The following is a 21,779-nucleotide window of genomic DNA, read 5'->3' on the forward strand; positions in this document are numbered from 1 at the left end:
CATGAACATCATCAACGCACGGCTGCGCGGCAAGCCTGGCCTGTTCCGCATCGAACTGAACGGCGAGCGCATTGCCGCCATCGTGCCGCAGGCCGAGGTGGTGGCGCCCGTTGCCGCCCATGAGCTGGACGCAGGGCAAAACCTGGTGGTGGCGCCCTTTGTCGAACCGCATATCCACCTCGACGCCACACTGACTGCCGGCGAGCCCCGGTGGAACATGAGCGGTACCCTGTTCGAAGGCATCGAATGCTGGGCCGAGCGCAAGGAAATCACCACCCATGAAGACATCAAGGCACGCGCGAAAAAGACCATCGGCATGCTGGTGGACCACGGAATCCAGCATGTGCGCACCCACGTCGATGTGACCGACCCGAAACTCACCGCGCTCAAGGCTATGGTCGAAGTGCGTGACGAAGTGCGCGAACTGGTCGATTTGCAGATTGTCGCCTTCCCGCAGGAGGGGATCGAGTCGTACGCCAACGGCCGGGCGCTGATGACCGAAGCGGTGGCCATCGGCGCCGATGTGGTCGGCGGCATTCCGCATTTCGAGAATACCCGCGACCAGGGCGTGTCGTCGGTGAAGTTCCTGATGGACCTGGCCGAGCGTACCGGTTGCCTGGTGGACGTGCACTGCGACGAGACCGATGACCCGCAATCACGTTTTCTTGAAGTGCTGGCCGAAGAGGCCCGGGTGCGGGGCATGGGGGCCCGGGTGACAGCCAGCCATACCGTGGCCATGGGCTCGTATGACAATGCCTACTGCTACAAGCTGTTCCGCCTGCTAAAGCTGTCGGGCATCAACTTCGTGTCGTGCCCGACCGAGAGCATTCACCTGCAAGGGCGTTTTGACAACTACCCCAAACGCCGTGGCGTCACCCGTGTTGCCGAGATCGACCGTGCCGGGATGAACGTGTGCTTTGGCCAGGATTCCATCGTCGACCCGTGGTACCCGTTGGGCAATGGCAACATCCTGCGCATTCTTGAAGCCGGCCTGCACATCTGCCACATGCTCGGCTACGAAGACCTGCAGCGTTGCCTTGACCTGGTCACCGATAACAGCGCCCGCACCTTGAACCTTGGCGAGCGCTATGGCATCGAGGTGGGGCGGCCGGCGAACCTGTTGCTGTTGTCGGCGCCTGATGATTACGAAATGGTCCGTACCCAGGGGCATGCACTGGTGTCGGTACGCAATGGCAAGGTGCTGATGCAGCGTACGCCGGCACAGGTGCAGCGTTTGCTCTGACTTCGCTATGGCTTCAGGTGCTCAGTGCAGCCAGGGCGCAGCTCGCAATTTGAGCATCCTGCACAGCCACGCCGGTCAGGTCTGCCAGGGTGATCTGGCCGTCGTGCTCGCGCCCTTTGGTGCGGCCGGCCAACAGCGCACCCAACTCGATCAGCTGGTTCGCGTGTAGCTGACCGCTCTCGAGCGCGTGAGCCACTTCGCCGTACTGGCTGCACTGGGCGACCGAGTCGACGATGATGCGGTCTGCCCTGGCCACCAGTGCCGGGTCCAGCTCCTGCTTGCCGGGTGCATCGGCGCCGACGGCAGTGATATGCGTACCCGGTTGGACCCACTCGCTGTGCAGCAGCGCCTGGCGGGAAGGGGTGGTGCAGACAATCAGGTTTGCCGCGCCCGCGACCTCTGCCGCATCCCGTGTGGTGCGAACCTCAAAGCCCAGTTCACGGGCAAATGCTGCATAGGCCACAAGCCCGTTTTCATGCCGGCCCCAGACAATGGCCTGGCGGCAATCGGTAACGGCGCGCAGCTGTTCAAGCTGCATCTGCGCCTGCATGCCGGTGCCGAGGATGCCAATGGCCTTGACCTCGGCCGGTGCCAGCAGCCGGGCAGCAATACGCCCGGCCAGCGCGGTGCGCATCGCGGTCAGCCAGCCTTGGTCCTGCAGCAGTGCCAGCGGCTGCCCGGTGAGCGCCGAGAGCACCAGCATCAGGCCATCGTTGCTCGGCAGGCCCTTGGAAGGGTTGTCATAAAAACCGGTTGAAAGCTTGACGGTGAAGGTAGGGCTGCCTTCGATGTAGGCCGATTTCACGCAGCAGTCACCGTTCGCCGCTTGAAATGCGAAGGCCTGCACGGGCGGCACCTGGACCTTGCCGTTGGAGTAGGCGATGAAGCCTTCTTCCAGCAGGCTAACCGCCAGCTCGGGATTGAAGCTGGCGGTGATCTGCGCCTCGCTGAAGACTTTCATTGCACGGCCTCGAGGAATTTTTCCAGCACGATGTTACGGCCGCACAGGATCACTGCGACACGTTTGCCCTGATAGCGCTCGGCGAGCTTTTGCATGCCGGCGACCGCAACCGCTGCAGCGCCTTCGATGATCCAGCGTTCAGTGCTGGCGATAACGCGCATGGCGGCGCGAATTTCGTCTTCGCTGACCAGTACGGTATCGGTGAGCAACGCCTGGCACAGCGGCAAGGTGACAGCGCCGGGCTCGACGCCGCCAGCTGTGCCGTCCGACAGCGTTTCGCGGGCGTCCACCTCGACAATCTCTCCGGCCTTCAGGGATCGCTCCAGTGCAGGGTCATTCGCCGGCCAGCAGCCGATTATCTCGGTACCCGGCTTGAGTACGCGCAGGGCGGCACCGATGCCGGCAATCATCCCGCCACCGCCGACGGCGACAAACACCGCGTCCAGGTCGGGTGCCTGCTCGAACAACTCCATGCCGATGGTGCCCTGGCCGGCAATGACTTGCAGGTCGTTGTAGGGGGACACAAACGGTACACCCTGAGCCTTGGCTTGCCTGGCTGCCTCCAGCTCTGCACTTAGCGGGTCCGTGGGCAGGCAAAGCACTTCGGCGCCCAGCGCACGCATCGCCTCCAGTTTGTATGGCGAGGCGGAAGTGGCGGTGTAGACAGTCACTGGCACGCCAGCCGTTTTGCCGGCCAGTGCAAGTGCCTGCCCGTGGTTGCCGGAAGAGGCAGCGATTACCCCGCGCTTGCGTACTTCGGTCGGCAGCAGGCGGATCTTGTTGCTGGCGCCACGGAACTTGAACGACCCCGTGTGCTGCAGGTGTTCACATTTCAGCAAGACTTCGCAGCCGCTCAATGCCGACAACCGGGCGCTGTAGGTGAGTGGTGTAATGCTGACGGCTGGGCGCAGTGCGCTGTGTGCTTCCTTGATGGATTCGTAGAGTGCATCGAGGTAAAGGCTGTCGGCAAAGGTCGGTGAAGCTGTAGTGGCTGGCATGCTGTGCTCCTTATGGAATATTTGTCCACAGTAGAATAATTATCCATGCCAGGCAAGTACACGAGCACGCCCGCTTGGCGACCTCCTGTCGGTCAAGGTCGCACTGCTAGGTCTTCAGCTCTTTCAGGTACTTGTACACGGTGGCCCGGCCCATGCTCAGCACGTTGGCGACATAGTCAGCACCACTTCGCCCTTCGAACGCGCCTTCGGCGTGCAGTGCCTGCACGAGGCTGCGCTTGTCCTTCATCTGCAGTGTCTGCAGCGACAGGTTGCGCGCTTGCAGCCACGCGTGCAGGAAGGTGTTGATACGTTCCTGCCAGTCGTTGCGGAACAACGAGTCAGGTTGCGGTACCAGCCGGCCCATCTGGAAGAACGCATCGAGCGCCACACGGGCTTGCTCCAGTACCGACACGTTCAGATTGATGCACATCAGGTGCTCGGCTTCGCCATCTGCGTTGCGCAGGACGGTACTGATGGAACGGACCTTCTGGCCATTCCAGTTGAGCTTCTCGTACGGGCCCAGGTTGGCACCGTCAAGCAAATCGCCCAATTCGTGATCGATCGCCGAATCATCGCCCAGCTTGCGCTGGGAGAAGTTGTTGGCGATGTGCACCACCGTCTGGCTGCGCAGGTCATGGACGATGACTTCAGCGTGCGGGTACAGCAGCAGGGCGATGCTGTCGGCGATTGCCTTGTAGTTTTCCAGGTTCATTTTCTGTCGGTGATCAGTGCTGGACGCCCATGGTGGCGGCAAAGCGAAACCGGCACAAGGTCGTGCCCTGCGCCTTCCGTACGGCTGCCAGCGTCGAAAACAACAGCATTTTGCTTATCACATGCGATAAGCCGTGATTATTCCATGTCAGGAACTGTTTGCAGCAGCGATTGGATATCGCCATAATCAGTACGTAATTACATGGTACATAACACAGTACAAAATCGTAGGAGCAAGCATGGCCCGGGGCGGTATCAACAAGGTGGTAGTGCAGCAGGCGCGTCAGGCGCTGATTGCCAGGGGCGAGAACCCCAGCATCGATGCCATACGTATCGAGCTGGGTAATACCGGCTCCAAGACCACCATTCACCGTTACCTGAAGGAGTTGAACGGCCAGCAGCCGGTGGCTTCCGAAGGCGGCGCCGCGCTGAGCGATGTGCTGAGCCGCCTGGTCGGCCAACTGGCAACCCAATTGCAGGACGAGGCCGACCTGACGATCGAGCAGGCCGAAAGCAACTTCACTCAACAGCGGGAAACGCTTGAAGCGCAGCTGGAGATTGCCCAGCAGGCGCTGGCTGCAGCGCATCAGCAACACAAAATCGATGCAGCGGCATTGGCCGCCGAGACAGAAAAGCTGCTGTCCACACAAAGCACCCTGCAGGCCGAACAGCTGCGCAGTGCCAGCCTCAACCAGTCACTGGGCGAACTGCAGGTGCGTCTGGCTGACAAGGACGAACAGGTCAAATCGCTGGAAGACAAGCATCGCCATGCCCGCGATGCTCTGGAGCACTACCGCAATGCCAGCCGTGAGCAGCGCGAGCAGGAGCAGCGCCGCCACGAAGCGCAGTTGCAGCAGATGCAGGTGGAAGTGCGGCAGTTGCAGCAGGGCATGATCGTCAAGCAGGATGAACTGACCCGCCTGCACCGCGACAACGAGCGCTTGTTGGGCGAACACCGCCAGGCGGCCAGCGAGTGCCGGGCGCAGGACGAGTTGCTGGAGCAACGCGATGCGCAGATTCAGGGCTTGCGCACGATCCTGGCCCAGGCTCAAGGCGCCAGCGAGGAAATGCGCCGTCAGCTGGATGTGCAGGCGCAGAGCCTGGAGGCCAGACGAGACCTGTGCGCCGAACAAGCGCGGCAATTGCAGCGCTTTGAGGAACAGTTGAAGGAACGGGACCAGGCGCTGGCGCAATGTCGCGCACAGCTGGCACCCGTTGGAGATTAATCAAACTTTCCGTGGCTGGCGTGTTCTTCCTTTGACACTCACGGGAGAAAACGCCATGCATGATTCTGAGCAAGTACGCAAAGAGGGGCCCCACTCGACGGAGCAGTCGGATAAACCGGACGACCTTGGTTTCGACCCTGATTCCCCGGATGTAGACGACCCACAGGTGGACCCGCAAGGGCCGGCCAAGGCGCCCAGAGACATTGAAAAGGACAAGTGAGTGCGGCTATGCCCAGCGCTCCAACAGCGTCCTGCTAGCTCATTGAGCTAGCAGGTTTGCCGTAATAGCGGCCTTAGGGCCCGACGGGCGAGTATTCAGGCGTCAGCTTTTCGCGCTGCTTCGACCCCCGACGCCGACAGCTTGATCGGGTAGTGCACGCTGATCTGGTGATCACTACCCACTACCACGCTGCCGTCGTGGATCAGGCCTGCTTCCTGCAGTGTCTTCAGCATGCCGGCCACCGCTTTCTCACCGCGGTAGTTGTCCAGCACTTCCTTGCCCAGCCCTTCAGGGTGCGCATGCAGCAGGCGGGTAAGCACTTCGGTTTTCAATGCATCGTTACTCATGGCGAGCCTCACTTGGCGTGCTTGGCCTGAAGCGCCTTGGCATGCTCCAGGTGCTGTTCGAGTTTAGGCAGGGTTTCGCTGGCAAAGGCCTTCAGCTCGGCCTTGTCGGACGATGCAGCCTCTTTCTTGAACAGTTCCACCGCTTTTTCGTGAGCGTCGACCTGATTGTTGAGGTACGACTTGTCGAACGACTCACCACGCCATTCCAGGATCATTTTCTTGACCTTGTCGGTCATGGCTGCCTCGTCCGGAACGGAAATGTCCAGCTTGCGGGCGATGTCGCCGAGTTTCTGGTTGGCCTGGGTGTGGTCAGTGACCATTTGCTGGGCGAACGTCTTGATTTCGGCATTCTGGCTTTTTTCCCTGGCCAGATTACCGGTGACCACTTCGGCAATGCCGGCCTCGGTGGCCGCATCGACGAAGTCGTCGGAGCTCGCCGCCAGTGCGTGCACCGATGCCAGGCCCAACACCATGGAGAAACCAACGCGCTTGATGAAGAGATTGCTCATGCTTCACTCCTTAAACCGTGGCGCGACCTCAATGTCGCGTACAGTTGAGGGTGACGGTGAGACAAAGGTTTAATCTTTTTCGCCTCCGGTTTCGTCGGTGGGACGCTGAACTATAGTGAAAGGCGGCGAACGCGGTATGGCCAGGGACTCCAATGGGCGCAGCCAGGAAACAGGATGACGACGGACTTTTCGCGCTAACAGGCGAGGGCCGCGCCGTGGGGCTGTTCCGCCTGGTACTGGCTTTCATGTTGGTAGTGATGCTGGCATTTGTGCTGGTGGAAGGCTGGCGCATCTGGCGTGACTACCGATACGCCTACAGCAATGCCGAGAACATGGTCAGCAACCTGGCCCGGGCCACGGCGCAGCATGCCGAGGACGCTATCCGCCAGGTCGACGCCATTACCGCTGCCTTGGCCGAACGCCTGGAAGGCGACGGTTTCGAGCGCATCGACCGGCCGCGCCTGCATGCCTTGCTGGTGCAGCACAAACGCATCATGCCGCAGTTGCACGGGCTGTTCGTTTACGGCCCGGATGGAAGCTGGATCGTTACCGATCAGCCGGCAATCCCGCCCAACGCCAATAACGCCGACCGCGACTACTTTGCTTACCATCGCAACCACACCGACCGGGGGGTACGTATCGGTTCGGTGGTACGCAGCCGTTCGACCGGCGATCTGATCATTCCTATTTCCAGGCGCCTGGAATATGCCGACGGCAGCTTCGCCGGTGTATTGCTGGGCACCATCAAAGTGGAATGGTTCGTGCGCTACTACGGCGACTTCAAGATCGACGAACGCGGCGCGTTGGTGCTGGCCAAGCGCGACGGTACCATCCTGGTACGGCGCCCGTTCGTGGCACAGGTGGTAGGCCGCAGCCTGGCCAACAGCGAGATTTTCCGTAACCACCTGCCGTATGCCGCAGAAGGGGTAGCCGAGGCGGTCGCGGTGATCGATGGCACGCCGCGGCTGTATGGCTATCGCGCGTTGTCCAGCTACCCGCTGGTAGTGGAGGCGGGCTTGTCGCGTGAATCGATCATCGCGCCCTGGCGGCATGATGCAATCAAATCGGTGGCGGTACTGTTGCTGTTACTGGTCGGGCTGGCCGCGTTCGCAGGTGTGGTGCTGCGCCAGTTGCGCGAGCGCATTGCCATAGAGCGGGCGCTGCTCCAGGCACATCAGACACTGAAAGCGCTGGCCTTGACCGACAGCCTGACCGGGCTGGGTAACCGACGCCGGCTGGATGCGGTGTTCGAGTCAGAGCTGCGCCGGGCCCGCCGCCAGGGCTATTCGGTGGCGCTGGTGATGCTCGACCTGGATTACTTCAAAGCCTATAACGACCACTACGGGCACCCGGCAGGCGACCACTGCCTGCGGCGCTTTGCCGAGGTGCTGCGACAGGCCTTGAAGCGGCCCGCCGACCTGGCTGTGCGCTATGGCGGCGAGGAGTTCACGCTGTTGTTGCCCGACACCGATGGCCGTGGGGCAGAGGCGCTGGTGCAGGAGCTGCAGCAACTGTTACACCGACAGATGCTGGAGCATGCGGCCAGCCCGTTGGGACGGGTATCGTTCAGTGCGGGGATCGCAGTGGGCGACCTGGCGCGGGAGGGCGTGACTGCTGAGGCGCTGGTCGCGGCGGCAGATCGGGCGTTGTACCAGGCCAAACAGCAGGGGCGGGACCGGTATTGTGTGGCGGGGAGTGTAGTGCTGGGCGTTGATTCGTGATCTGGCTTTGCGCCGCCGACGGCTAACGAGCAAGGCAGAGGCGCATTGCACATCGCCCTTGCAGACCGTGAGCGTGCTCACTGGCAAGAATGCCCCGGAGTCGTTCGCCCAGCAGCCCCTCATCGATAATTTCAAACCCGAACCGTGCATAAAAAGGCGCATTCCAGGGTACATCGACAAAGGTGGTCAACGTCAGCTCGCCCACACCTGCGCAACGCGCTGCATCTGTGACTTGCTGCAGCAACCGGCGGCCGACCCCTTTTCCTTGGGCTTCCTGGCGCACCGATAGCTCATGAAGGTGCAGTGCCTGGCCCACAAGCCGGGCACATGCAAACCCCACAATGCGCCCGGCAGGATCCTCAGCCACCCAGCTACCACCTGCCTCGACGAAAGCCCTGTGCGCAGCGCAATCCATCACATCACCCTGGGCCAGCCAGGCCAGTCCCGGCCAGCCGACAAATGCCTGGGCTGCCGAACGCTCGATGTCCGGCAGGGATTGAACATCGTGTTCAAGGGTAGGGCGGATAAGCATGAATCACTCCTGTCGTTCTAGTCCGCCGCCAACACCTGCGGCTGTAATTGCCAGCGCACCGAGCTTACGCCTTTTTCCAGGCTGACCCGGCTGACCAGCCGCTCCAGTTGCGCCGGTGCCTGCGCAGTGCCCAGCAGTTCGGCGCGCACTTCCAGGCGCGCAGGGGTGTCCAGGTCTTCGCTCTGCAGTGACTGCAAGCGCAGCTGCGGATCGCCCAGGCTATGCAGCATCAGGCTGCGCACCTGGATTTCGTCCTCGGCGCGGCAGACGATGCGCACTTCGAAGTGCTGTTCCACTTCGCTGGCCGGCACCACGTCCTGTCGGTCCAGGCGCTGGGCGATATCACGCAACAGGATATTGGCGCATAGCACCACCAGGCTACCCAATGCTGCCTCCAGCAACAGCCCCAAGCTACACAGCACGCCGACCGCAGCCGTGCACCACAAGGTGGCCGCGGTGTTCAGGCCGCGCACGTTGAAACCATCGCGCATGATCACACCGCCACCGAGAAAGCCGATGCCCGACACGACATAGGCGGCGACGCGCGACGCGTCGGCAGGCGCCATGCCTGGCACCGCCTGGGTCATCAGCACGAACAGACAGGCACCGGTACTTACCAGCGCATTGGTGCGCAGCCCGGTCAGGCGTTGGCGCAATTGCCGTTCGGCGCCGATCAGTGCTCCGAGTAGCAGGGCAATGCTGACGCGCAGCAGAAATACTTTCCAATCCATAGCAAACCTCTTCCGCAGGCACACGCCCGCATGAACGCCATCAGTTGGCGTGGTTGAAAAACCAGAAAAATGCGCAGGACCACGAGGAGGGGAGAAGAAGCGGGGGTTACAGGAACCACCGTCTTGCCAGAGCGGCCAGACAGTGCAGGAAACTGCCGGGCTAGCGCGCCACGTGGGCCTGTCGCAAGCGACTGGGGCTACTGTCCAAGGCAGGTCTCCTGTTGAGGAAGGCAAAATTGCGTCGCGGACCATACGCCGCGTGGCAGAGCAGGTCAAGGGTGAAAACATGACGATGGCTTCATCCGTGGGTGGCCTGCAACCGGTCACGCCCGCATGGAAAAAAACCTGGGCAGCCGGTAACCTTGCGCCTCCCTTTGCCATCCACCGGACCGTTCCATGCTGTTCAATCTCGCCGTGTTGTTCGGCACCCTGGTGGCCATGGAGGGCGTTGGCACGCTGGCTCACAAGTACATCATGCATGGCTGGGGCTGGTGGCTGCACCGCTCGCACCATGAGCCACACCTGGGCATGCTCGAAACCAACGACCTGTACCTGGTGGCGCTGGGGCTGATCGCCACAGCCCTGGTCGCCTTGGGCAAAAGTGGTTATGCCCCTTTGCAGTGGATTGGTGGCGGGGTGGCGGGGTACGGCATGTTGTATGTCGTGGCCCACGACGGGTTCTTTCACCGGCATTGGCCGCGCGCGCCACGGCCGGTCAACCGGTACCTCAAGCGGCTGCACCGTGCGCATCAGTTGCACCACGCGGTGAAGGGGCGCACGGGGAGTGTGTCGTTCGGGTTTTTCTATGCGCCGCCGTTGAAGGTGTTGAAGCAGCAGCTTCGGCGCGAGCGGGGCCAGCAATAACGACCCGGGCGGTTGGCTCGGCCCCTTGCAGGAGCGGCCTTGTGCCGCTCCTGCAAGGGGCAGTGCAGGTCTGCACCATCAATTTGCGGTTTCACCCTCGGGCTGCGCGGCCACATGCCCGCGGCTCACCCACCAGCCAAACCCTGCCGCCGTGAAGAACATGATCAGGCTGTAAAGTGCCGCCGGCACCGCCATGGTCGGGTTGTTCAGCAATGAAGGGCTCAGTGCCAAGGCAATCGCCAGCGTGCCGTTGTGAATACCAATCTCCATGCCGATGGCAATTGCCTGACGTTTGGGGATGTTCAACAGGCGCGGCACCCAGTAGCCCACGGCCAGGCTCAGCAGGTTGAACAACAGCGCAGCAAGGCCCACCACCGGTGCGTACTCGACCACGGTCTGCCAATCCTTGGCCAGCGCCAGGACAATGGTAAAGGCCAGGAACAGTGCCGCCACCAGTTTCATAGGCTTCTGCATGCGTGTGGCAAAAGCAGGGACGTAATGGCGAATCAGCATACCCAGGGCGACCGGCAGCAGGACAATTGCGAACACCTGCAAGACCTTGGCAAATTGCAGTGGAATGGCCTGGTCCGAGGCCATGAACCAGCTCAGCGACAAGTTCACCAGCAACGGCATGGTCAAAATCGCGATCAGCGAGTTGACGGCCGTGAGCGTGATGTTCAACGCCACATCGCCATGGGCCAGATGGCTGAACAAGTTGGCCGTGGTGCCACCCGGCGAAGCGGCCAGCAGCATCAGCCCCACCGCCAGGGCCGACTCCAGGCCAAAGCCGTTGGCGATCAGGAAGCACACCAGCGGAAGCAGCAGAATCTGGCAGGCCAGGCCCACCACCACTGGCTTGGGGTACTTCACCACACGAGCGAAGTCGGCCAGGGTCAGCGACAGCCCAAGGCCGAGCATGATGATGCCCAAGGCAAGCGGCAGAAAGGCGGTGAGCAAGGGCGAGGCAGTCATGGGCAGTCTCTCGGGCGAACGATCTCGAGCAGTGTAGGTCGAGCCTGATTGATAGCTAATCGCAAAGGGCCAGCTATTGGTAACCGTTTGTTACCAACTGCGGCAGTTGGCGAGGCTGCATGCCGCATTGCAGCAGGCCTGCAGGCGCAGTAGCATTCCGCTTTTATCCGAGGATTAGCCTGTCATGCCGTTCCAGAAAGGGCTGCTTGCCACCCCGGTGCCGGCCCATGCCCGTCACCTGTTTTTCACCCTGCAATCACCCGAGGCGCTGCCCGCCGCTCTGGATGCCTTGCTGCCACAGGTCGATGGGGACCAGCTGATCCTGGGTGTCGGTGCACCGCTGGCCAAGGCCCTGGGCCGTGCTGTGCCTGGCCTGCGAGCTTTCCCGCTGCTGGACGCCGCCGTGGAGAACCCCAGCACCCAGCACGCGCTGTGGCTGTGGCTGCGCGGTAACGAGCGCGGCGATCTGCTACTGCGCGCCCAGGCCCTGGAGCACGCGCTGGCACCAGCCCTGCGCCTGACGGACAGCGTTGACGGCTTCCTGCACCGTGGCGGCCATGACCTGACCGGCTATGAAGACGGCACCGAAAACCCGGTGGACGAAGACGCTGTGCAGGCGGCCATTGCTGCCGACGGCTCCAGCTTTGCGGCGTTTCAGCTGTGGAAGCACGACCTGGAGTACTTCAAGTCGCTGCCCCAGGCTGACCAGGACAACATCATCGGCCGCCGCCTGAGCGACAACGAAGAGCTGGACGATGCGCCCGAGTCTGCGCACGTCAAACGCACCGCCCAGGAAAGCTTTGACCCCGAAGCATTCATGGTCCGTCGCTCGGTGGCCTGGGCAGACCAGCGTGGCGCCGGCCTTGCCTTCGTTGCCCTGGGCCACAGCTTCGATGCATTTGAAGTACAGCTGCGGCGCATGAGCGGCCTCGAGGACGGCATCATCGACGGCCTGTACCGCTTCAGTCGGCCACTGACCGGTGGCTATTACTGGTGCCCGCCGATGGGCGAGACGGGTGTTGACCTGAGCCTGCTGCTGGCCTGATCACTAAACATCCAGATACAGAAACACCTGCCGGCACGGGATAGTGCGGCTAGCCTTGAAAGTTTCCGATTCATGACGGGAGCTTTTCCATGTACGCACGTCGCGATGTCCTACGCGCGGGTGCCACGCTGGGGGTGCTGGCCGCCGTCAGCCCTTGGCTGCACGCCGCCACCCCGGCGGGTTTGCTGACCCGCAAAGTACCGTCCACCGGTGAGGCGTTACCCGTGATCGGTGCCGGTACTTCCGGCAGTTTTGAGGTACAAGCCGACTCGGCCCAGTATCAGCAGCTCAAAGCGGTGCTCAAGGCATTCTTCGAAGGGGGCGGCCGGGTGATCGACACCTCGCCCAACTACGGCGGTGCCGACAGCATCCTCGGGCAGTTGCTGGAAGAGGGCGGTTGGCACAGACAGTGCTTCATTGCCACCAAAATCGCCGCCGACAGCCGTGCCGACGCCGAAGCGCAATGGGCTGACAGCCTGAAGAGCCTGCGCACCGACAAGGTCGACTTGCTACAGATCCACAACTTGCGTGACTGGCAGACCCAGCTGCCCTATGCACGCGAGCTGAAGCGGCAGGGCAAGACCCGCTATGTCGGCATAACCCATTACCTGAACAGTGGCCAAGACGAAGTCGCCCGTATCGTGCGCAGCGAGCCGCTGGACTTCATCCAGATCAACTATTCGGTCAATGCCCCCGACGCTGCCCGCGAACTGCTGCCGCTGTGCCAGGACAAGGGCGTTGCGGTGCTCATCAACCGGGCCTTCGACGATGGCCGCCTGTTCGCCAAGGTCAAGGACCTGGCGTTACCCGGCTGGGCTGCTGAGGCAGGCATTGGCAGCTGGGCGCAGCTGTTTCTCAAGTTCGCCATCAGCCACCCGGCAGTGACCACGGTAATCCCCGCCACCGGCCGACCCGATCGCCAGCTCGACCAGCTCAAGGCCGGACAAGCACCCATGCTCACCCAGGCGCAGCAACAGGCGCTGATCAAGCAGTTTGCCTGACATCATGCAAGGCTGGCGGCGGCGCCTGGACCAAGGGCTGAACATTCAGCCCGGCGAGGGGCCAGCAGTAATCGCCGGCCTGATGTTGTTCTACCTGCTGTTCACCGGCTACTTCATGCTGCGCCCGGTGCGAGAAACCATGGGCGTCGCCGGTGGTGTAGACAACCTGCAATGGCTATTCACCGGCACCTTCATCGCCACCCTGGCCTGCCTGCCGCTGTTTGGCTGGCTCGCGTCAAAGGTGCAGCGCAGGTATATCCTGCCTTGGACCTACGGTTTCTTTGCCAGCAACCTGTTGCTGTTCGCGGCGCTGTTTGCCGGCAACCCGGACGATCTTTGGGCCGCCAGAGCCTTCTACATCTGGCTATCGGTATTCAACCTGCTGACCATTTCCCTGGCCTGGAGCGTGCTCGCCGACCTGTTTTCCACTGCGCAGGGCAAACGCCTGTTCGGCCTGCTGGCCGCCGGGGCCAGCCTGGGCGGGCTCAGCGGCCCAATCCTTGGCACCTTGCTGGTGGCCCCCCTGGGCCATTCCGGGCTGCTGGTGCTGGCCGCAGTGTTTCTGCTGGGCAGTATCGGTGCCGCGCTGTTCCTGCAGCGCTGGCGACTGCGCCACCCACTACCTGAACAGGTCGAGCGGGCGGGCTCGCGGCCCTTGGGTGGCAACCCGTTTGCCGGCGCTACCGCCGTGTTGCGCTCCCCGTATCTGCTGGGCATCGCTTTGTTCGTGGTGTTGCTGGCCAGCGTCAGCACCTTCCTGTATTTCGAGCAGGCGCGCATCGTCAGTGAAACCTTCACCGACCGCACCCGGCAAACCCAGGTCTTCGGCCTGATCGATACGGTGGTGCAGGCCCTGGCCATCCTCACTCAGGTATTCCTCACCGGGCGCCTGGCCCGGCGCTTGGGCGTGGGGGTGCTGCTGGTGGCGGTGCCGCTGGTAATGGCAGCAGGTTTGCTGTGGCTGGCACTGGCCCCGGTGTTCGCAGTATTCGTGGTGGTGATGGTGGTGCGCCGGGCCGGCGAGTACGCGTTGGTGCGGCCAGGGCGGGAGATGCTGTTCACCGTGCTGCCCGCCGAGGACAAGTACAAGGCCAAGAACTTCATCGACACGGTGGTCTACCGAGGCGGCGATGCCCTCAGCGGCTGGGTCAAGCGTGCGCTGGACGTAATGGGTGAGCACCCGCAACTGGCGATGCTGATCGGCGCCGTGATTGCCTTGGGCTGGGCTGCGACCGGGAGCTGGCTGGGCCGCCGCCAGGCCCATCTGGATAACCCGCCGCACGACTGACAGGCGCACCAAATATGGCGTTGCCGCTTATTTAACGCCGCCGGTCCGAACCCTTCGCAATAAAACGAATCCCGCGATATCGCCGAACTCCCAACCTGTGTACGGCAGCTTGCCGTGCATTCCGAAGTCATACGAGGTTTGAACACCATGGCCACTAAAGACAACAGCCGTACCGGCAACCAACAAGGCAGCCAAGGCGGTAACAAGAACCCAGGCAATTTCGCCAACGATCGTGACAAGGCTTCCGAAGCCGGACGCAAGGGCGGCCAGTCCTCTGGCAAGGACATGCCGCACGAGTCGGGCCGCAAGGGCGGCCGCTCGTAATTGACCGACGCGCAGTGCCGGGGCGACCTGGCACTGCAATCAGCCAAAGGGGGAATACCCATGCGACTGACTCCACTGATCATCCTCATGGGCTCGCTGACTTTGGTCGGCGGCTGCTTTGACCGCGACAATGACCACCCGGGCAAGGATGCCGACCCCAGCAAGCCATCACTGCAGATGCAGCAACCCGATACCAAGCCGGCACCGCAGCCTGCGCCCGACCCGGAACCGATGCCGGGGCAGAAACCGAGCCAATAGGCCCACAAGGAGTACGGCATGAGGGTGATGAACCGCGACACCGCTCCAATGTTGCCAATGACCGCCGAGCGGTCTAGCGTGCAACAGCGCTATCAGGCAATGCTGACAGGCCACTATGACGGCAGCGACGCATGGCTCGACGAACAACTTTCACGTGCTGCACGTTTGCCGGATGACCTGCCTGACTCACCTTCGAATTTGCCAGCCTGGAGCGCGAGGTGCGCTGGCGATGTCGCCGCCGGCTACGCCGACTACCTTGAGCAACGCCGGCAAGGCGCACCACCTCGCTTCTTTACCTGCCGCGCCCATGCGCTGTGGTTTCTGCAACAGGTTGCACCGACCAAAGCGGTGGATGGAGCCTGGCTGCACGGCACGCTGCAGCACTGGGGCGACCCACGTTTTCACGGTCTGATCCGGACTTACCTGGAAGAGCTTGGCAATGGTGACCCACGTTGCAATCATGTGCTGATCTACCAGCGTCTGCTGGGTCGCCTGGGGTGTGTAGAGGCGATGCCACTGGACGATGCACGGTATCTCCAAGGCAGCCTGCAGCTGGCCCTGGGGCAGCATTGCAACACGCACCTGCCTGAGGTCATTGGCTATAACCTCGGCTATGAACAACCACCGCTGCACCTGCTGATCACCACTTACGAGCTGGCAGAGCTGGGCATCGACGGCCAGTACTTCCAGTTGCATGTGACGATCGACAATGCCGCCAGCGGCCACGCTCAGCTATCGCTTCAGGCCCTGCGCCAGCTCAGCCCCCATCACGACCAGAAGGCGTTCTACAACAGGGTGCGCAACGGTTATCGCCTGAACGAGCTGGGTATTGCGGCAGCTGACCTGATCCGCCAGTTCGACCTGCAGGATGAACTGTTCGCAGCCCTGGAACGCAAGCGTATTTACGGCCAGTTCATGCATGCCGACCGCTGCCGCCTGCAGCAGCGCACTATCAATCAGTGGTTGGCCACACCTGGCGCCATGCCCGAGTTCGTTGCCGCGTTGCAGGCCCAAGGCTGGATTGTGCGGGGCCAGGACCCGGCCCACAGCCGCTGGTGGAAGCTGATCGAAGGGCCCACGGCGGTAATGTTCGGTGTGTTCAACAGTTACGAGAAACAACTGTGGCACGACTGGATCGCCGACACCTGGCGGCCCACGATCCGCCGTGTAGCGCCCGGTAGCTGGGGCCTGCCCGAATCCCCGGGGGAATCACAAGGCGAAATGCCCGGTGAAGCAGCCGCCGCGTTGATAGGGCGCATGGCCGGCAACCGCCATGCCACACCTGAGGGCCTGGCGGCGACCCGGGCATACATTCGCACCACCGGGCTGCTTCAGGAGGAACCCCGCTGATGATGCTTGATGCCACACAAGTCGAGGCCGACCAGGCGTTACTGCAACTGGGCCAGCGGTTACGCGCGGACGGCTACCGATTTACCTGCGTGACACCCGCGACCCACAGCCGCGTCAATGCCCGCGAGGGTTCCGGACAGGCCAGCAGCTTGCGCGACGTGTTCGGCTGGAGCCGACCTTTCGCCCCAGGCTTGTTATCAAATGATGAACTTCAGTTGCTCGAACGCGCGCAGGTGCTGGTCCCCAGGGGCGAACTGCTGGGCAGTTCGGTGCGTTGGTCCAGCCTGGACGACCTGCTGCTGGTGCATTCAGCGTTCCCCACCGACGCCAGCGATGCGGTGTTCTTCGGCCCGGACAGCTACCGCTTTGCCCAGGTCATCCACCAGCACCTGCAGCACAACCCCATGCCGGTCGAGCATGCAGTCGATATCGGCTGCGGCAGCGGGGTGGGTGCGTTGCTGATCGCTCGCGCCGCCCAGCATGCGCAGGTCAGCGCCGTGGACATCAACCCCTTGGCGTTGCGCTACGCCACGATCAACGCGGCGCTGGCGGGGGTGAGTAAAGTGTCGATAGCGCCCAGCGACCTGCTGGACGGCATCACCGGTACGTTCGACCTGATTGTCGCCAACCCGCCATACATGCTCGACCGCAGCGCCCGCACCTATCGCCACGGCGGTGGTGCGCTGGGCGCTGAACTGTCGCTGCGCATCGTTGAGCAGGCATGCGAACGCCTGACCCCTCACGGCACCTTGCTGCTATACACCGGCGTGGCCATTGTCGATGGCCGCGACCCCTTGCTCGAAGCTGTCCGCTTGCGCCTGGCGGGGCCACAATGGGCGTGGGTGTACCGCGAGATCGACCCTGACGTGTTTGGCGAGCAACTGGCCGAACCGGGGTATGAGCAGGTCGAACGCATCGCCGCCGTGGCGCTCACGGTAACCCGTCATCGCTGAGGCAACATGGCCCGGGCCTGCACATTTGGCATCGAGGAGGAATACCTGCTGGTGAGGCTGGACTCAGGGCAGGTCCCTGCGACACCGTCCCCTGCAGTAATCGGGCGTTGTCGCGAAGTGCTGGGCCAATACTTTGCCCAGGAGATGTTCCGCAGCCAGATCGAGCTGGCCTCCCCGGTGTTCAGCAACCTTCATGAAGCACGTGAGTTCTTCCAGCAGAGGCGGCAGCGTTTGAGCGTGGCGCTGGCCGAGGAGGGGATGGGACTTTACGGTGCGGCCAGCCACCCCAGTGCCGCCTGGCTGCGGCAGAAGGCTGCAGCCCCGGCACATTATCAGCAACTGTTCGATGACTACCGGCATGTGGCCCGGCGAAGCCTGCTCAACGGCTTGCATGTGCACGTTGGTGTTCCGCCAGGTTGTGACCGCATGCAACTGATAAACCGCTTGCTAGGCTGGTTGCCGTTGTTGCTGGTACTGAGCACCTCGTCGCCCTTTTGGGCTGGCCAGCGTACCGGCTACATGAGCTACCGCCGAGTGATTTGCGGGGAATGGCCGCACATGGGTTTGCCCGAGGCCTTGCCGGACTGGGCCGCCTATGAACGCTACCGGGCCTTGTTGCAGCGAACCGGTGCCTTGGCTGTGGATGGCGACTTCTGGTGGGCCATTCGGCCTTCGCGGCGCTTCCCGACGGTGGAGTTGCGTATCTGCGATGGCTGCCCGCAACTGGAAGATGCCCTGTGCATCGCCGCGCTGTTTCGCCATTTGGTGGAGCACGCCATTACCGGTCGCCATGACCTGTTGCCCAGCAACCGCGAACTGCGCTGGATCGCCCAGGAGAACTATTGGCGCGCCATGCGCTATGGGCGCCATGCACAATTCATTGGTATGCACGAGCAACAGCCAGTCACGGCCGAAGGCTGGCTTGGCCAGTTGCAGGAGCAGGTGCCGGTCGACAGCGTGGATGCCGAGCGTGCCTGTCAGCATGCCCGGCACCTGCTGCGCGACGGCACCCATGCCGACCAGCAGTTGCACCGCCTGGCCCAGGCCATCGAGGGCGGGCTCGACAAGGCACAGGCGCTGCAGGCCGTAGTGGCGGCCGGGACTTGCAATTAGCCGGGGTTGGCCGACAATGGCCGCGCCCCTTGCAGCCACGCGGAAACACCTGCTCCATGATGCTGATCAAGCAATTCCCCGACATTTCCCTGGATGACACGCTGTTCGTCTTCGCCCTCGAGGCCGAGGCTGGCGATGTCTTCACCGAGGTGAACACCGTGTTCACCGGCATTGGCAAAGTCAATGCGGCGATCGCACTGACCAAGGCGGTTGCAACCCGCAGGCCCAGACTTATCGTCAATCTTGGCTCGGCGGGCAGCCAGCGCCATGGCAAGGGCCAGGTGGTGTGCTGTAACCGTTTTGTACAACGCGACATGGACGTGACACCGCTGGGCTTTGCCCGTTACGAAACACCCTTGTCGGATATCCCGGTAGTCCTGGAACATGGCGCAGCAATCCCCGGCCTGCCGTTGGAAACCTGTGGCAGCGGTGACAGCTTCGAAGTCAACCATGGCGACGCGCCTTATGATGTGGTCGACATGGAAGCCTACGTGCTGGCGTTGATAGCGCTTAACGAAGGTATTCCGTTTGTGTGCCTGAAATACATTTCCGATGATGCCGGCAACGATGCCGCAGGGGATTGGGCCGTGCAGGTGCACCTGGCGGCCGAGGCATTCAAGCGGGTGTTGTTCAGCCAGGTTTGAGCGCTGATCGAAAACGCGGTGGATGGCACCGGCGTTGCCGGTGTTCGCGGCTAGGGCCGGTCCCATAGAGCACCCGCTGACTTGCAGTTGATGAGCAAGCTAGTTGCTGCGACAGGGACAGGCATGGGTTAGAAGATTTAATGAGTCTGCCAGACACCGTTGTTACGCTCGCAGTCGGTTCGTGCCTGGCCCAGGCTGGGAGTATCGTAGTAGTAGGTGATCACGCGGGCATCCTTGGGCAAAGCCGGCTTGTCGCCACCGACGGCTTTGGGATTGGCCAGCGCTTCCTGAGTCAAGGGCGCGATGCAGCTGCCAACGCTGCCATCCGCACAGCGTTCTACCTTGCGCTTCTCGCTATTAAGCATGTCCTTGCTCTCGTTGCTGCACGACCAGTTGATCGCTTCTGCAGGCAGATTGCTGTAGCTGTAGCAGGTGTGCCGGTCCACCGGCGTTACCGCATCGCTGGAGGAGCGGGTCAGCACATTGCAAGCTTCGGCCAGGGCTTGGCCGCTGGCCAGGCTTGCAACCATCACCATCAGCACAGAAAAGCGCATTTTCCACCTCCAGGGCACAGGGCCCTCGTCAGGTCCTCAAGACGGTCCTGAATCGGTCGACTCGTGATCAGTGGCGGAGGTTCAACGCGCTTGACCAACGGAGAGACCGATGCCGGGTTGAACTTTGCAGCCCCTGGCGTTTCCACCGCATATCAGGCTTTTGGAAGGTCAGCCTTGGCAGGTGGCCGGGCAGGGTGACGATACCCAGCAGTGCAAGGGATGCCTGCCAACCCTGGAGGAAAGCATGGCCAGACATATCATTCATTTCACCGGGCCGATCAATTCGTCGACCTGTGGCAACCTGATCAACACCTGCTCGCGGGCGTTGCAACAGGGCGCCGGGATCCTGCAATTGAACATCGCCACCATGGGCGGCGAATGCAGTTACGGGTTTACCCTGTACAACTTCTTGCGGGCATTGCCGGTAGCGGTGCATACCCACAACCTGGGCACGGTGGAATCCATGGGTAATATTCTGTTCCTGGCAGGGGAGCGGCGCACGGCGTGCAGCTTCAGCAAGTTCCTGTTCCATCCGTTTCACTGGACCTTGCATGGTTCGGTTGAACATGCGCGGATGGCCGAATATGCAATGAGCCTCGATTACGATCTGGAGTTGTATGCGCAGATCGTTGCCGAACGGACCGAGGGTGCGGCGCAGGTGCTGGATGTGCCGCGATACCTGATGGCCCACCCGCGAATTCTGAGCCCACGCGAGGCCCTGGAGAACGGGATGATTCATGCCATCGACGAGATGCCGATCGAGCCGGAGTCAGTTCAGTGGAGTGTGCATGCCTAGCGTTTGCCTTTGCGGGCCTCTTGGCAGGTAAACCCGCTCCCGAGGTTCGGCGACAACATTCCGCGCAGCCTTACCGGACTGACGCCGCAGTGGTTCTGTCGCAAGCCAGTAGCGAGCGGATAAGCGACTTGATTTCACCCTTGAGCCCGGGAGCCTGGTTTAGGTGGGCGAAGCGGTAATCGGCAATTTCATGCCGTGCCTTGGGTTGCGGTGCGTCGGCAAACTCTGCTTCGAATACGTAGTGCATTCGCTCGGGGGTTTCGTGGCGCATCAACAAGGTCAGGGAATCGGCCTGCAACCCGGTCTCCTCGAGCAATTCACGCTCTGCTGCCTGCATGGGCGTTTCGCCAGGTTCAATCTTGCCACCGGGAAGGGTCCAGGCGCCTTTGGACTTTCTCACCCATAACCATTTATGGGTTTGCTTGCCATGTCGGCAGATGATGGTGGCGCGGTCCTTGTTCAACTTCATCAGGCCTCCTGAGCGATGCGCTTGTTTTATGAGGATTCGGCCCTTGGCAGAAACAAACGTTGCGTTTAATCCGACGAACGGTCAAGACAGGGATTTGTCCTTTAATCGCGCACCCCACGCAAACATTTTGTCGGCGTCCTTTTCGTGCCACTGGTCAGCTGCAGTCAAAAGCATTGAGCAGACCCGGCAATCGGCCGCTCGGAACAAAGGCAGGGCACATGCTCATGCGACCAGCCAATCCATCGCAAGGAGAAACCAAATGGCGCAGGACCAAGAGCGAACAAGCCGGCGCGGCGGCACCAAGGAAACCAACCCGGGCAACTTTGCCAACGACCGGGAACGGGCTTCGCGCGCGGGTCACAAGGGCGGGCAGGCTTCTGGCGGCAACTTCGCCAACGACCGCCAGCGTGCTTCGGACGCTGGGCGCAAGGGTGGCCAGAATAGCCACGGCAGCGGTCGCAGTCAGCGGTGAACACCCTTGCTGACACGCAGCGATTCCGGGTTTGCCGACCCGGAATCGCCCATGAACAGGCCTGCTCTGGCACCTGTAACGGCCGCTGGTGCCAATTGTTCGACAAAATTTTGAATCTTCTGGCGATGGCCTGATCAATCAGGGAGTCATCCATGGAGAAGAGGAGGCCCCCTGCGATGCCTAGCCCACAGCTTTACATCATCGATTACCAACTGCATGGCCAACCGCGCAGTTTCATCATTCGCCTGGAACGCCTGGACAATGCCGAGGCCTGGCATTGGGCAAGTTGCGATGCGGGTATCGGCATCATTCCCAAGTTCGGGCGTGAGAAGATCAGGAAGATCAGCCGGCCGATGGCCGAGCGCTACGGGATTACTGCGGTGAGCTGGCGAATTTCGGGGAGCAAGCCGAACCAGTCGGTGGGGGACCCGGCGGCGACGGTCTAACCCGCCATCTGAGCGCCGGCAGCCCCTGACC

General features: G+C 62.1%; 27 protein-coding genes. 17 read left to right on the forward strand and 10 right to left on the reverse strand.

Annotated features, from left to right (window positions below; all coding sequences use genetic code 11):
* The first annotated feature begins 1 nt into the window (after position 1).
* Positions 2-1,243, forward strand: coding sequence for a cytosine deaminase (codA, locus tag MRBLPB4O_RS13785; RefSeq protein WP_341795534.1), 1,242 nt, complete (start codon positions 2-4; stop codon positions 1,241-1,243).
* Positions 1,244-1,256: 13 nt separating this feature from the next.
* Here the strand turns inward: codA and MRBLPB4O_RS13790 are convergent, their stop codons facing one another.
* The 3 genes from MRBLPB4O_RS13790 to MRBLPB4O_RS13800 all read right to left on the reverse strand — a co-directional run bounded on the left by MRBLPB4O_RS13790 (position 1,257) and on the right by MRBLPB4O_RS13800 (position 3,914).
* Complete coding sequence (locus MRBLPB4O_RS13790; RefSeq protein WP_341795535.1) at positions 1,257-2,204, reverse strand: ornithine cyclodeaminase family protein; 948 nt, start codon at positions 2,202-2,204, stop codon at positions 1,257-1,259.
* A complete protein-coding gene (locus MRBLPB4O_RS13795) occupies positions 2,201-3,202 on the reverse strand; it encodes a threonine/serine dehydratase (protein ID WP_341795536.1) in 1,002 nt (333 codons plus the stop codon). Before MRBLPB4O_RS13795 ends, MRBLPB4O_RS13790 begins: the two co-directional genes overlap by 4 nt.
* Positions 3,203-3,308: 106 nt before the next feature.
* On the reverse strand, positions 3,309-3,914 hold the full coding sequence (locus MRBLPB4O_RS13800; RefSeq protein ID WP_341795537.1) for a PAS domain-containing protein: 606 nt from the start codon (positions 3,912-3,914) through the stop codon (positions 3,309-3,311).
* Positions 3,915-4,152: 238 nt separating this feature from the next.
* Here MRBLPB4O_RS13800 and MRBLPB4O_RS13805 point away from each other — a divergent pair, with 238 nt between their 5' ends.
* Positions 4,153-5,139, forward strand: coding sequence for a DNA-binding protein (locus tag MRBLPB4O_RS13805; RefSeq protein WP_341795538.1), 987 nt, complete (start codon positions 4,153-4,155; stop codon positions 5,137-5,139).
* Positions 5,140-5,194: 55 nt separating this feature from the next.
* Positions 5,195-5,359: a DUF6021 family protein gene (locus MRBLPB4O_RS13810; RefSeq protein ID WP_241801080.1), complete on the forward strand. Its 165-nt coding sequence runs from the start codon at positions 5,195-5,197 to the stop codon at positions 5,357-5,359.
* Between the two features lie 95 nt (positions 5,360-5,454).
* Here the strand turns inward: MRBLPB4O_RS13810 and MRBLPB4O_RS13815 are convergent, their stop codons facing one another.
* Together MRBLPB4O_RS13815 and MRBLPB4O_RS13820 are read right to left on the reverse strand one after the other, a co-directional pair.
* Complete coding sequence (locus MRBLPB4O_RS13815) at positions 5,455-5,706, reverse strand: hypothetical protein (protein WP_341795539.1); 252 nt, start codon at positions 5,704-5,706, stop codon at positions 5,455-5,457.
* 8 nt (positions 5,707-5,714) lie between these two features.
* Positions 5,715-6,215: a DUF4142 domain-containing protein gene (locus MRBLPB4O_RS13820; RefSeq protein WP_341795540.1), complete on the reverse strand. Its 501-nt coding sequence runs from the start codon at positions 6,213-6,215 to the stop codon at positions 5,715-5,717.
* A 152-nt stretch (positions 6,216-6,367) separates the two neighbouring features.
* On the opposite strand from MRBLPB4O_RS13820, the gene MRBLPB4O_RS13825 reads away from it, so the two are divergent.
* Positions 6,368-7,936, forward strand: coding sequence for a sensor domain-containing diguanylate cyclase (locus MRBLPB4O_RS13825; protein WP_341795541.1), 1,569 nt, complete (start codon positions 6,368-6,370; stop codon positions 7,934-7,936).
* 22 nt (positions 7,937-7,958) lie between these two features.
* Here MRBLPB4O_RS13825 and MRBLPB4O_RS13830 read toward each other — a convergent pair whose 3' ends face one another.
* Together MRBLPB4O_RS13830 and MRBLPB4O_RS13835 are read right to left on the reverse strand one after the other, a co-directional pair.
* Positions 7,959-8,468: a GNAT family N-acetyltransferase gene (locus MRBLPB4O_RS13830; RefSeq protein ID WP_341795542.1), complete on the reverse strand. Its 510-nt coding sequence runs from the start codon at positions 8,466-8,468 to the stop codon at positions 7,959-7,961.
* 17 nt (positions 8,469-8,485) lie between these two features.
* Entirely contained in the window at positions 8,486-9,199 is a 714-nt protein-coding gene (locus MRBLPB4O_RS13835) for an MgtC/SapB family protein (protein WP_016499648.1), read from the reverse strand.
* Positions 9,200-9,595: 396 nt separating this feature from the next.
* Between MRBLPB4O_RS13835 and MRBLPB4O_RS13840 the strand changes: the two genes are divergently transcribed.
* Entirely contained in the window at positions 9,596-10,063 is a 468-nt protein-coding gene (locus MRBLPB4O_RS13840; RefSeq protein WP_258911904.1) for a beta-carotene hydroxylase, read from the forward strand.
* Positions 10,064-10,141: 78 nt separating this feature from the next.
* On the opposite strand, the gene MRBLPB4O_RS13845 is transcribed toward MRBLPB4O_RS13840, so the two are convergent.
* On the reverse strand, positions 10,142-11,035 hold the full coding sequence (locus tag MRBLPB4O_RS13845) for a bile acid:sodium symporter family protein (protein WP_341795543.1): 894 nt from the start codon (positions 11,033-11,035) through the stop codon (positions 10,142-10,144).
* A 184-nt stretch (positions 11,036-11,219) separates the two neighbouring features.
* Between MRBLPB4O_RS13845 and MRBLPB4O_RS13850 the strand changes: the two genes are divergently transcribed.
* The 9 genes from MRBLPB4O_RS13850 to MRBLPB4O_RS13890 all read left to right on the forward strand — a co-directional run bounded on the left by MRBLPB4O_RS13850 (position 11,220) and on the right by MRBLPB4O_RS13890 (position 19,011).
* On the forward strand, positions 11,220-12,080 hold the full coding sequence (locus tag MRBLPB4O_RS13850; protein ID WP_341795544.1) for a Dyp-type peroxidase: 861 nt from the start codon (positions 11,220-11,222) through the stop codon (positions 12,078-12,080).
* An 89-nt stretch (positions 12,081-12,169) separates the two neighbouring features.
* A complete protein-coding gene (locus tag MRBLPB4O_RS13855) occupies positions 12,170-13,081 on the forward strand; it encodes an aldo/keto reductase (RefSeq protein ID WP_341795545.1) in 912 nt (303 codons plus the stop codon).
* Between the two features lie 4 nt (positions 13,082-13,085).
* Positions 13,086-14,369: an MFS transporter gene (locus MRBLPB4O_RS13860; RefSeq protein WP_341798882.1), complete on the forward strand. Its 1,284-nt coding sequence runs from the start codon at positions 13,086-13,088 to the stop codon at positions 14,367-14,369.
* 147 nt (positions 14,370-14,516) lie between these two features.
* Positions 14,517-14,693 carry a KGG domain-containing protein gene (locus MRBLPB4O_RS13865; RefSeq protein WP_016499654.1) on the forward strand — a complete coding sequence of 59 codons (177 nt, stop codon included), beginning with the start codon at positions 14,517-14,519 and terminating at the stop codon, positions 14,691-14,693.
* A gap of 60 nt (positions 14,694-14,753) precedes the next feature.
* Positions 14,754-14,951, forward strand: coding sequence for a hypothetical protein (locus MRBLPB4O_RS13870; protein WP_016499655.1), 198 nt, complete (start codon positions 14,754-14,756; stop codon positions 14,949-14,951).
* A gap of 18 nt (positions 14,952-14,969) precedes the next feature.
* Entirely contained in the window at positions 14,970-16,301 is a 1,332-nt protein-coding gene (locus tag MRBLPB4O_RS13875) for an iron-containing redox enzyme family protein (RefSeq protein ID WP_341795546.1), read from the forward strand.
* Positions 16,301-17,254: a class I SAM-dependent methyltransferase gene (locus tag MRBLPB4O_RS13880; RefSeq protein ID WP_341795547.1), complete on the forward strand. Its 954-nt coding sequence runs from the start codon at positions 16,301-16,303 to the stop codon at positions 17,252-17,254. The genes MRBLPB4O_RS13875 and MRBLPB4O_RS13880 overlap by 1 nt, the downstream gene beginning before the upstream one ends.
* Positions 17,255-17,260: 6 nt before the next feature.
* Positions 17,261-18,367: a carboxylate-amine ligase gene (locus MRBLPB4O_RS13885; RefSeq protein WP_341795548.1), complete on the forward strand. Its 1,107-nt coding sequence runs from the start codon at positions 17,261-17,263 to the stop codon at positions 18,365-18,367.
* Positions 18,368-18,423: 56 nt separating this feature from the next.
* Complete coding sequence (locus MRBLPB4O_RS13890) at positions 18,424-19,011, forward strand: nucleosidase (protein WP_341795549.1); 588 nt, start codon at positions 18,424-18,426, stop codon at positions 19,009-19,011.
* A 137-nt stretch (positions 19,012-19,148) separates the two neighbouring features.
* Here MRBLPB4O_RS13890 and MRBLPB4O_RS13895 read toward each other — a convergent pair whose 3' ends face one another.
* On the reverse strand, positions 19,149-19,565 hold the full coding sequence (locus tag MRBLPB4O_RS13895) for a hypothetical protein (protein WP_341795550.1): 417 nt from the start codon (positions 19,563-19,565) through the stop codon (positions 19,149-19,151).
* A 244-nt stretch (positions 19,566-19,809) separates the two neighbouring features.
* Between MRBLPB4O_RS13895 and MRBLPB4O_RS13900 the strand changes: the two genes are divergently transcribed.
* Positions 19,810-20,361 carry an ATP-dependent Clp protease proteolytic subunit gene (locus MRBLPB4O_RS13900; protein WP_341795551.1) on the forward strand — a complete coding sequence of 184 codons (552 nt, stop codon included), beginning with the start codon at positions 19,810-19,812 and terminating at the stop codon, positions 20,359-20,361.
* A 70-nt stretch (positions 20,362-20,431) separates the two neighbouring features.
* On the opposite strand, the gene MRBLPB4O_RS13905 is transcribed toward MRBLPB4O_RS13900, so the two are convergent.
* A complete protein-coding gene (locus tag MRBLPB4O_RS13905) occupies positions 20,432-20,830 on the reverse strand; it encodes an NUDIX hydrolase (RefSeq protein ID WP_341795552.1) in 399 nt (132 codons plus the stop codon).
* 259 nt (positions 20,831-21,089) lie between these two features.
* Here MRBLPB4O_RS13905 and MRBLPB4O_RS13910 point away from each other — a divergent pair, with 259 nt between their 5' ends.
* Both MRBLPB4O_RS13910 and MRBLPB4O_RS13915 read left to right on the forward strand, forming a co-directional pair.
* Complete coding sequence (locus tag MRBLPB4O_RS13910) at positions 21,090-21,302, forward strand: general stress protein (protein ID WP_341795553.1); 213 nt, start codon at positions 21,090-21,092, stop codon at positions 21,300-21,302.
* 176 nt (positions 21,303-21,478) lie between these two features.
* Complete coding sequence (locus MRBLPB4O_RS13915) at positions 21,479-21,748, forward strand: DUF6555 family protein (protein WP_016499664.1); 270 nt, start codon at positions 21,479-21,481, stop codon at positions 21,746-21,748.
* Positions 21,749-21,779: the final 31 nt, after the last annotated feature.

This window comes from Pseudomonas sp. LPB4.O (assembly GCF_038383825.1).
Taxonomy (GTDB): domain Bacteria; phylum Pseudomonadota; class Gammaproteobacteria; order Pseudomonadales; family Pseudomonadaceae; genus Aquipseudomonas; species Aquipseudomonas putida.

Bases quoted from the DNA above. Each gene is read 5' to 3' on its own strand.
- codA (WP_341795534.1), top strand. From the start codon at position 2: ATGAACATCATCAACGCACGGCTGCGCGGCAAGCCTGGCCTGTTCCGC.
- MRBLPB4O_RS13790 (WP_341795535.1), bottom strand. From the start codon at position 2,204: ATGAAAGTCTTCAGCGAGGCGCAGATCACCGCCAGCTTCAATCCCGAG.
- MRBLPB4O_RS13795 (WP_341795536.1), bottom strand. From the start codon at position 3,202: ATGCCAGCCACTACAGCTTCACCGACCTTTGCCGACAGCCTTTACCTC.
- MRBLPB4O_RS13800 (WP_341795537.1), bottom strand. From the start codon at position 3,914: ATGAACCTGGAAAACTACAAGGCAATCGCCGACAGCATCGCCCTGCTG.
- MRBLPB4O_RS13805 (WP_341795538.1), top strand. From the start codon at position 4,153: ATGGCCCGGGGCGGTATCAACAAGGTGGTAGTGCAGCAGGCGCGTCAG.
- MRBLPB4O_RS13810 (WP_241801080.1), top strand. From the start codon at position 5,195: ATGCATGATTCTGAGCAAGTACGCAAAGAGGGGCCCCACTCGACGGAG.
- MRBLPB4O_RS13815 (WP_341795539.1), bottom strand. From the start codon at position 5,706: ATGAGTAACGATGCATTGAAAACCGAAGTGCTTACCCGCCTGCTGCAT.
- MRBLPB4O_RS13820 (WP_341795540.1), bottom strand. From the start codon at position 6,215: ATGAGCAATCTCTTCATCAAGCGCGTTGGTTTCTCCATGGTGTTGGGC.
- MRBLPB4O_RS13825 (WP_341795541.1), top strand. From the start codon at position 6,368: ATGGGCGCAGCCAGGAAACAGGATGACGACGGACTTTTCGCGCTAACA.
- MRBLPB4O_RS13830 (WP_341795542.1), bottom strand. From the start codon at position 8,468: ATGCTTATCCGCCCTACCCTTGAACACGATGTTCAATCCCTGCCGGAC.
- MRBLPB4O_RS13835 (WP_016499648.1), bottom strand. From the start codon at position 9,199: ATGGATTGGAAAGTATTTCTGCTGCGCGTCAGCATTGCCCTGCTACTC.
- MRBLPB4O_RS13840 (WP_258911904.1), top strand. From the start codon at position 9,596: ATGCTGTTCAATCTCGCCGTGTTGTTCGGCACCCTGGTGGCCATGGAG.
- MRBLPB4O_RS13845 (WP_341795543.1), bottom strand. From the start codon at position 11,035: ATGACTGCCTCGCCCTTGCTCACCGCCTTTCTGCCGCTTGCCTTGGGC.
- MRBLPB4O_RS13850 (WP_341795544.1), top strand. From the start codon at position 11,220: ATGCCGTTCCAGAAAGGGCTGCTTGCCACCCCGGTGCCGGCCCATGCC.
- MRBLPB4O_RS13855 (WP_341795545.1), top strand. From the start codon at position 12,170: ATGTACGCACGTCGCGATGTCCTACGCGCGGGTGCCACGCTGGGGGTG.
- MRBLPB4O_RS13860 (WP_341798882.1), top strand. From the start codon at position 13,086: ATGCAAGGCTGGCGGCGGCGCCTGGACCAAGGGCTGAACATTCAGCCC.
- MRBLPB4O_RS13865 (WP_016499654.1), top strand. From the start codon at position 14,517: ATGGCCACTAAAGACAACAGCCGTACCGGCAACCAACAAGGCAGCCAA.
- MRBLPB4O_RS13870 (WP_016499655.1), top strand. From the start codon at position 14,754: ATGCGACTGACTCCACTGATCATCCTCATGGGCTCGCTGACTTTGGTC.
- MRBLPB4O_RS13875 (WP_341795546.1), top strand. From the start codon at position 14,970: ATGAGGGTGATGAACCGCGACACCGCTCCAATGTTGCCAATGACCGCC.
- MRBLPB4O_RS13880 (WP_341795547.1), top strand. From the start codon at position 16,301: ATGATGCTTGATGCCACACAAGTCGAGGCCGACCAGGCGTTACTGCAA.
- MRBLPB4O_RS13885 (WP_341795548.1), top strand. From the start codon at position 17,261: ATGGCCCGGGCCTGCACATTTGGCATCGAGGAGGAATACCTGCTGGTG.
- MRBLPB4O_RS13890 (WP_341795549.1), top strand. From the start codon at position 18,424: ATGATGCTGATCAAGCAATTCCCCGACATTTCCCTGGATGACACGCTG.
- MRBLPB4O_RS13895 (WP_341795550.1), bottom strand. From the start codon at position 19,565: ATGCGCTTTTCTGTGCTGATGGTGATGGTTGCAAGCCTGGCCAGCGGC.
- MRBLPB4O_RS13900 (WP_341795551.1), top strand. From the start codon at position 19,810: ATGGCCAGACATATCATTCATTTCACCGGGCCGATCAATTCGTCGACC.
- MRBLPB4O_RS13905 (WP_341795552.1), bottom strand. From the start codon at position 20,830: ATGAAGTTGAACAAGGACCGCGCCACCATCATCTGCCGACATGGCAAG.
- MRBLPB4O_RS13910 (WP_341795553.1), top strand. From the start codon at position 21,090: ATGGCGCAGGACCAAGAGCGAACAAGCCGGCGCGGCGGCACCAAGGAA.
- MRBLPB4O_RS13915 (WP_016499664.1), top strand. From the start codon at position 21,479: ATGCCTAGCCCACAGCTTTACATCATCGATTACCAACTGCATGGCCAA.